Raw genomic sequence first — 9300 nt, 5'->3', positions numbered from 1 at the left:
GTGCTGGCTGACGCGGCCGAGCTGGAGCGGGTCGATGTGGTGCAGCCCGCGCTGTTCTCCGTGATGGTGTCGCTTGCGGCGTTGTGGCGCTCGTACGGTGTCGAGCCGGATGCGGTGGTGGGGCACAGTCAGGGTGAGATCGCTGCGGCGTATGTCGCGGGTGCGCTGTCGCTTGCGGACGCTGCCAAGATCGTGGCGCAGCGGAGCAAGGCCATCCTCGCGCTGTCGGGTCAGGGCGGCATGGTGTCGCTCGCGGCGACGGTCGACGACGCTCGTGAGTGGATCGCGCCGTGGGGCGAGCGGGTCTCGGTTGCCGCGGTCAACGGGCCTGGTTCGGTGGTGGTGGCGGGTGACGCGGACGCGCTGGACGAGTTGGTGGAGGCGTGTGCCGCTGATGGCCGGCGGGCCCGCCGGATCCCCGTCGACTACGCGTCGCACTCGCCGCATGTCGAGCGCATCGAGGGCGAGTTGGCGAGTGTGCTGGCCGGGGTGGAGCCCCGGGTAGCGAGTGTGCCGATGCTGTCGACCGTCACGGGGGAGTGGCTGACCGGTACCGAGGTGGGTGCCGATTACTGGTATCAGAATCTGCGGCACACCGTGCGTTTCGAGGAGGCCACGCGCGGTCTCCTCGACCACGGCATCGGCGCCTTCGTCGAATGCAGCCCCCACCCCGTGCTCACCATCGGCGTGCGCGAGACCGTGGACGCGACCGGAGGCGACGCCATCGTCGTCGGCACCCTGCGCCGCACCGACGGCGACCTCGACCGGTTCCTGCTCTCCGCCGCCGAGGCGTACGTGGAGGGCCTGTCCTTCGACTGGCATGCCGTCGTGCCCGCCGGGCGGCACGTGGACCTGCCGACGTACCCGTTCCAGCGCAGGCGGTTCTGGCTCGACGAGACATCCCGCCCCGCGGCGGGCGGCGACGACCCCGCGTTCGCGGAGTTCTGGGCCGCGGTGGAGCGCGGCGACCTCGCCACCACGCTCGACGTGCCCGCCGACGCGCCCCTGACCGACGTCCTGCCCAGCCTCGCCGACTGGCGGCGCCGCAGCCAGGAGCGGACCGCCGTCGACTCGTGGCGCCACCGGATCACCTGGCGTCCGCTCGGCACCGCCACCACCCCCACCCTGACCGGCACCTGGCTCCTGGTCGGTCCGCCGGCCGAGGCGGAGCACCCGTGGCAGACGGCGGCCGCCGACGCGCTGCGTGCCCACGGCGCCGACGTCCTGCACGTCGAAGGATCGGCCGAGTCGCTGAGCGCCCTGGACGTCGTACCCAGTGGCGTGCTGTCCCTGCTGGCCCTCGACGAACAGCCCGACCCCGGGGCGCCGACCGTCCCCTGCGGCCTCTCCGGCACGCTGGCACTGGTGCGGGCGCTCGGCGACGCCGGGATCGGCGCGCCGCTGTGGCTGGCCACGACGGGCGCGGTGTCCGTCGGACGCTCCGACCCGCTGACCCACCCGGCGCAGAGCCAGGTGTGGGGCCTCGGCCTCACCGTCGGCCTGGAGCACCCGGAGCGCTGGGGCGGCCTCGTCGACCTCCCCGTGACCCCCGACGCCAGGACCGGCACCCGGCTCGCCGCCGTCCTCGCCGGGCAGACGGACGAGGACCAACTGGCCATCCGTGCCTCCGGCGTGACGGTGCGCCGGCTCGTCCCGGCCCCCGCACCGGCGGCGGCACCCGCCTGGCGTACCAGCGGCACCGCGCTGATCACCGGCGGCACCGGCGCCATCGGCGGGCACGTCGCCCGCTGGCTGGCGGCCAGCGGCGCCGAACACATCGTGCTGACCAGCCGCAGCGGCCCGGACGCCCCCGGCGCCCAGGAACTGGTCGCCGAACTGACCGCGCTCGGCGCCCGGACCACCGTCGCCGCCTGCGACGCCGCCGACCGCACCGCGCTCGCCGACCTGTTCGCCCGGCTCGACGCCGACGGCACCCCCGTCCGCTCCGTCTTCCACGCGGCGGGCACCGTCCCGTCCCTGCTCCTCGCCGACACCGCCACCTCGGACCTCGCCTACGCCGTCGGCGCGAAGGCCGTCGGCGCGGTCCACCTCGACGAGCTGTGCGCCGGACGCGAGTTGGACGCGTTCGTGCTGTTCTCCTCCGGCTCCGCGGTGTGGGGCAGCGGCGAGCTGGGGGCGTACGGCGCCGCCAACGCCTTCCTCGACGGCCTCGCGCAGCGCCGCCACGCCGACGGACTGCCCGCCACCTCGGTCTCCTGGGGCATGTGGGCGGGCGGCGGCATGGTCACCGGCGACCTGGACGACCAGCTGCGCCGCCGGGGCCTGCGCCCCATGCGGCCGGAGCTCGCGGTCGGCGCGCTCGCCACCGCCCTCGCGGCGGGCGAGACCACCCTCACCGTCGCGGACTTCGACTGGGCCCGCTTCGCCCCCGGCTTCACGGCCGCCCGCTCCCGCCCCCTGATCAGCGAGATACCCGACGTCGTCGCGCTCGCCGCACAGGACGCGGTGGACCAGCCCGCCGCCGGTGGCGCGCTCGCCGACCGCCTCGCCGGGCTCACCGACGCCGACCGGCGCCGGCTCCTGCTCGACCTGGTCCGCGGCCACGCCGCCGCGGTGCTCGGCCACGAAGGACCCGACACCGTCACGCCCGACCGCGCGTTCCGCGAGCTGGGCTTCGACTCCCTGACCGCCATCGAACTCCGCAAGCGCCTCAACACCGCGACCGGCGTACGACTGCCCGCGACCGTCGTGTTCGACCACCCGACCCCCACGGCCCTCGCCGCCGAACTGCACACCGTCGTGCTCGGCGAACAGCAGACCGCCACGCCGACCCTGGCCACCACGACCCGGGCCGCCGACGAACCGATCGCCGTGGTGGCGATGAGCTGCCGCTACCCCGGCGGCGTCCGCGGCCCCGAGGACCTGTGGTCGCTCGTCATGGCCGGACACGACGCCATCGGTGCGTTCCCCGACGACCGGGGCTGGGACACCGACCGGCTGTACCCGGCCGACGCGGCGGCCCTGGGCCGCAGCCGCACCCTGGAGGGCGCCTTCCTCGACGACGCGGGCGGCTTCGACGCGGGCTTCTTCGGCATCGCCCCGCGTGAGGCCCTCGCGATGGACCCGCAGCAGCGGCAGGTGCTCGAACTGGCCTGGGAGGCCTTCGAACGGGCGGGCATCGACCCGTCCTCCGTGCGCGACAGCCTCACCGGCGTGTTCGTCGGCGCCTCGCCGCAGAGCTACTCGGGCACCATGGAGCAGGCGACGCCCGAGATGGACGGCTACCGCCTGACCGGCGACGCCCTGAGCGTCGTGTCCGGCCGCGTCGCCTACTCGCTGGGCCTGCGCGGCCCCGCCGTCACCGTCGACACCGCCTGCTCGTCCTCGCTGGTCGCCCTGCACCTCGCCGTGCAGGCACTGCGGTCGGGGGAGTGCTCGATGGCCCTGGCGGGCGGCACCGCGATCATGGTGACGCCGCTGCCCTTCGCCGAGTTCAGCCTGCAGGGCGGCCTGGCCCCCGACGGCCGGTGCAAGCCCTTCGCCGACGCCGCCGACGGCGTCGGCTGGGGCGAGGGCGCGGGCCTGATCCTGCTGGAACGCCTCTCCGACGCCCAGGCCAACGGCCACGAAGTGCTCGCCGTCGTCCGCGGCTCCGCCATCAACCAGGACGGCGCCTCCAACGGCCTCTCCGCGCCCAACGGGCCCGCACAGCAGCAGGTCATCCGCGCGGCGCTCGCCAACGCGGGCCTGTCCGCCGCGGACGTGGACGCCGTCGAGGGCCACGGCACCGGCACAAAGCTCGGCGACCCCATCGAGGCCCAGGCACTCCTTGCCACCTACGGCCAGGAACGCCCCGCCGACCAGCCGCTGCTGCTCGGCGCGCTGAAGTCGAACATCGGCCACACGCAGGCGGCCTCGGGCATCGCGGGCGTCATCAAGATGGTGCAGGCACTGCGCCACGGCGTACTGCCGCGCACCCTGCACCTGGACCGCCCGTCCCAGCACGTGGACTGGACGACCGGCGCCGTGGAACTCCTCGCCGACGACCGGCCGTGGCCCGAGGCCGACCGGCCCCGGCGGGCCGCCGTGTCCGCGTTCGGCGTCAGCGGTACCAACGGCCACGTCATCCTCGAACAGGCCGACGTCCAGGCCGAGTCCGTCCCCGCGGACCCGGCCGCCGAGCCCGACGGCCGGACGCTGACGTGGGCGCTGTCCGCCCGCGACACCGCCGCGCTGCGCGACCAGGCCGCCCGCCTGGCCGCCACCGTCGACGAGCGGCCCGGCCTGTCCCCGCTGGACGTCGCCACGACGCTCGCCACCGGGCGCGCCGCGCTCGACCACCGCGCCGTCGTCCTCGGCACCGACACCTCCGAACTGCGCGTCGGACTCGACGCGCTGATCGTCGGCGGCGACGACCCGGCCGTGGTGCGCGGCACCCCCGACGGCGGCGGGCTCGCCGTGCTGTTCTCCGGCCAGGGCTCCCAGCGCATCGGCATGGGCCGCGGCCTGTACGCGGCGCACCCCGTGTTCGCCGACGCCCTCGACGAGGCGTTCGCCCACCTCGACCCGCACCTCGCCGTGCCGCTGCGCGACGTCGTCTTCGGCGACGACCAGGCCCTGCTGGACCGCACCGAGTACGCCCAGCCCGCGCTGTTCGCCGTCGAGGTCGCCCTCTACCGGCTGTGGGAGTCCTGGGGTCTCAAGCCCGACGCGCTCGCGGGCCACTCCATCGGCGAACTCACCGCCGCACACGTCGCCGGGGTCTTCTCGCTGGCCGACGCCTGCGCGATCGTCGCCGCCCGCGGCGCACTCATGCAGGAACTGCCCGCCGGTGGCGTCATGGTCGCCGTGCAGGCCGCCGAGGACGAGATCGCGCCGGAGCTCTCCGAGCACGTCGGCATCGCCGCCATCAACGGCCCGAACTCCCTGGTCCTGTCCGGCAGCGAACCCGAGGTGCTCGACCTCGCCGACCGCCTCAAGGCACAGGGCCGCAAGGTGACCAGGCTGCGCGTCAGCCACGCGTTCCACTCGCCGCTCATGGAGCCGATGCTGGCCGCGTTCCGCCGTGTCGTGGCAGGCGCCACCGCCCATCCGCCGACCCTGCCCATCGTGTCCACGCTGACCGGCGCGCCGGTCAGCGCCGAGGAACTGGCCGCGCCGGACCACTGGGTGCGGCACGTGCGCCAGCCGGTGCGGTTCGCCGACGGCGTCACGGCACTCGTCGCGCAGGGCGTGACGACGATGGTGGAGGTCGGGCCCGGCACCGTGCTCGCCGCGATGGGCCAGGACAGCGCCCCCGACACGGTGTTCGTGCCGACGCTGCGCTCCGACCGGCCCGAACCGGACGCGCTCACCCTCGCCGCCGCGCACCTGTACGTCCGCGGCGCGAAGCTGGACGCCGCGGTCGCCCTTGCCGGCCCGGGCCGCCGGGTCGACCTGCCCACGTACGCCTTCCAGCACGACCGCTACTGGCTGACCGCCGCCGTCGCCCCCGCGGGCGACGGGGCGACAGCGGCCCTCGGCGTCGCCGCGGGCGACCACCCGCTGCTGCGCGCCGCGGTCGCGCTGCCCGACTCCGACGGCGTCGTCTTCACCGGCAGGCTCTCCACCCGGACCCATCCGTGGCTCGCCGACCACGGCGTCGGCGGCCGGGTGCTGTTCCCCGGCACCGGCTTCCTCGACCTCGCCCTGCACGCCGCGAGCCACTGCGGCCTCGACACCGTCGACGAACTGACCCTGCAGGCCCCGATGGCCCTGCCCGAGCGCGGCGGCCTCGCCCTGCGCGTCACGGTGGGCGCGGAGAACGACGGCACGCGGAGCATCCGGGTGCACTCACGGGCGGACGACGCCGACCGGGACGCGCCGTGGACCGAGCACGCCACCGGCCTGCTCACCACGGGCGACGTGCAGGAGACCGACCTCGCGGCGTGGCCGCCGCGGGGCGCGACACCGATGGACGTCGACGGCATCTACGACCGCCTCGACGAACTCGGCTACGGCTACGGGCCCGTGTTCCGCGCGCTGCGCGCGGCCTGGAGCCTCGACCGTGACGTGTACGTCGAGGTGGCCCTGCCGGACGGGACCGTCGGCGACGGCTTCAGCGTCCACCCCGCCCTGCTCGACGCCGCGCTGCACGCGCCCGTGCTGCGCGCCCTCGACGAGGTCGGCGCGGGCCCCCGGCTGCCGTTCAGCTTCAGGGGAGTGCGGCTGCACGCCGTCGGCGCCTCGGCGCTGCGGGTGCGCTGGTCGCCCACGGGGCAGGGGCAGAACGAGATGTCGCTGTCCGTCGCGGACCCGGCCGGGCGGCCGGTGGCGACCGTCGAGTCACTGGTGATGCGACCGGCGGACCTCCGCGGGACCGCCTCCCCGACGTCCGACGCACTGCTCGAAGTGGAGTGGGCGCCGCTTGCCGCGACCGGGCAGCGGCCGGTCGGGCTCGCGGTGCTCGGCGCGGACGGCCTTGGCGCGGACGGCCTCGGCGCGGACGGCCTCGGCCTGGACGCGGCCGACTTCGGCCTCGACGCCCCCACCGTCTCCGACTTCGCCGCCCTCGACGGCGTGACCGACCTGCTCGCCCGCTGCCCCCGAGCGTCCGACGCGGACGGGAAGGCGGCGCGGGACACGGTGACCTGGGCGCTCGCACTGGCCCAGGCCTGGCTCGCCGACGAGCGGACTACGAACACGCGCCTGGTGTTCGTGACCCGCGGCGCCGTCGACACCGACGTGCCCGACCCGGCGCAGGCCGCTGTGTGGGGCCTGGTCCGGTCGGCACAGACCGAGAACCCCGGCCGGTTCGTGCTCGTCGACCTCGACGCCGCCGCCGAGTCCGCCCTCGCCGTGCCCGCCGCGCTGGCCTCCGACGAGCCCCAACTGGCCGTACGGGCGGGCCGGGTGACCGTGCCCAGGCTCGCCCGCACCACCGCCGACAGGCTGCTCACCCCGCCCGCCGACGGCCCGTGGCGCCTCGACGTCCAGCCGCGCGGCTCCCTGGATGGCCTCGCCCTGGTGCCGCACCCGGACGCCACCGCGCCCCTCGCACCCGGCGAGGTACGCGTCGCCGTCCGCGCGGCAGGACTGAACCTCCGCGACGCGCTGATCGCCCTCGACGCCCACCCCGACGCCGCCGAACCGGGCAGCGAGGTCGCGGGCGTGGTCACCGAGGTCGGCTCGGCGGTGCCCGGCCTGACCGAGGGCGACCACGTGCTCGGCCTGGTCACCAAGGGCTTCGGACCGCTCGCGGTCACCGACCACAGGCTCCTCGCCCCGGTGCCCGCGGGCTGGTCCTTCGCGGACGCCGCATCGGTGCCGCTGGCCTTCCTCACCGCGTACTACGCCCTGCGCGACCTGGCGGACCTGCGCCGCGGCGAGTCCGTCCTCGTCCACGGGGCGGCGGGCGACGTCGGCCTGGCGGCCGTGCAACTCGCCCGGCACTGGGGCGCGGAGGTGTTCGCGACCGCGCGTCCCGAGGAGTGGGACGTCGTACGGGCGGCGGGTGTGCCCGATGCGCACCTGGCGTCGTCGGACGACACGGACTTCGCGGCGAAGTTCGCCGTGGAGACCGGCGGGCGCGGCGTGCACGTGGTGCTGAACCCGCTGGTGCGGGAGTTCGCGGCGGCCTCCCCCCAAGCGCGGGGGTACGCGGAAACCGCCCCGGAAGCACGGGAGTTCACCGACGCCTCCCTGGAACTGCTGCCCGACGGCGGACGGTTCATCGAGCCGGGCAAGGCCGAAGGACACGAGCCCGACGCCCTGCCGCCCGGCGTCAAGTACGCCGCGTTCGACCAGCCGCAGCCGGGCCCCGACCGCTGCCAGGAGATGCTCGCCGACGTCCTCGCGCTCTGCGAGGCGGGCGTGCTGAACTCCCTGCCGGTGCGCGCCTGGGACGTCCGCCGCGCACCCGAGGCGTTCCGGCACGTCGGCGCGGCCCGGTTCACCGGCAAGGCCGTGCTGACCGTGCCCGCACCGATCGACCCGGACCGCCCGGTCCTGGTGACCGGCGGCCTCGGCACGCTCGGCGCGATCGTGGCCCGGCACCTCGTCGCCGAACGAGGCGTCCGTAACCTCGTCCTCGCGGGCCGCAAGGGCCTGGCGACCGAGGGCGCCGAGGAACTGCGCGACGAACTGGCCGCGCTGGGCGCCGAGGTGTCCGTGGCGGCCTGCGACGTGGCCGACCGGGACTCGGTCGTGGCGCTCTTCGCCTCGCTGGACCGGCCGCTCGGCGCGGTCGTGCACACCGCGGGCGTCGTCGACGACGGCGTACTGGAGTCGCTGACGCCCGACCGCGTCGACCGCGTCTTCGGCCCGAAGGTCGACGGCCTGCTGCACCTGGACGAGCTGACCAGGGACGCCGACCTGTCCGCGTTCGTCGTGTTCTCCTCGGCGGCCGGAGTCCTCGGCAGCGCGGGCCAGGGCAGCTACGCGGCCGCCAACGCGGCGCTCGACGCGCTCGTGCGGCGCCGCCACGCGCTCGGCCTGCCCGGCGTGTCCGTGGCGTGGGGCCTGTGGGCCGCCGCGAGCGGCATGACGGCGGGGCTCGACGAGGGCGACCGGGCGCGGCTCGGCCGCTCCGGCGTCCTCGAACTGCCCACCGACGACGCGCTCGCGCTGTTCGACGCCGCGACGCGCGACGACCGCGCGGTCCTCGTGCCGGTCCTCCTCGACACCGCCGCACTGCGCGGTCAGGCGGCCGACGGCACCCTGCCCCCGCTGCTGCGGGGCCTGGTCCGCGCCCCCGCCCGCCGCGCCACGGCGGTGGCCCCCGTCGCGGCCACGACGTTCGCCGACACCCTCGCGGGCCGGCCTGCCGAGGAACGCGAGCAGACGGTCCTCGACCTGGTCTGCACACAGGTGGGGGCGGTGCTCGGCTACGCGGCCGATACCGAGGTCGACCCCGGCCGTGCGCTCGGCGACCTCGGGTTCGACTCTTTGACCTCGGTGGAACTGCGCAACCGGCTCACCGCGGCCACCGGCCTGCGGCTCGCCTCGACCTTCGTCTTCGACCACCCGTCGGCCGCCGCGATCACCCGGTACCTGCTCACGCTGCTCCCGAGCGACGAGCCCGACCCGGGGACCGGCGTCCTCGACCAGCTCGACCAACTGGAGAGCGCGCTGCTCGCGCTCACCGACGACGGCACCGCCACCAAGGTGGACCTGCGGCTGCGCGCCCTGCTCGCCAACTGGAGCGACGCCCGGGCCGATGACGCGGAGGACGACGCGGAGGCCGGCTTCGACGCGGCCACCGACGACGAACTCTTCGGCTACCTCGACAACGAACTTGAGACCTCGTGAACCGGTCGGACCGAGGCGAACACGTCCGCACCGCCGTAAGGAGTACAGGCC

General features: G+C 75.7%; 1 protein-coding gene. It reads left to right on the top strand.

Going from position 1 to position 9300, the window contains the following annotated elements; genetic code table 11:
- Positions 1 to 9249, top strand: a 9249-nt coding sequence (locus IE274_RS38240; RefSeq protein WP_190120563.1) for a type I polyketide synthase, incomplete at its 5' end; no start/stop codon positions are given.
- Positions 9250 to 9300: the final 51 nt, after the last annotated feature.

Origin of the sequence: Streptomyces flavofungini (genome assembly GCF_014650815.1) — a bacterium.
GTDB lineage: Bacteria > Actinomycetota > Actinomycetes > Streptomycetales > Streptomycetaceae > Streptomyces > Streptomyces flavofungini.
This window is presented reverse-complemented; position numbering and strand designations above follow the sequence as displayed.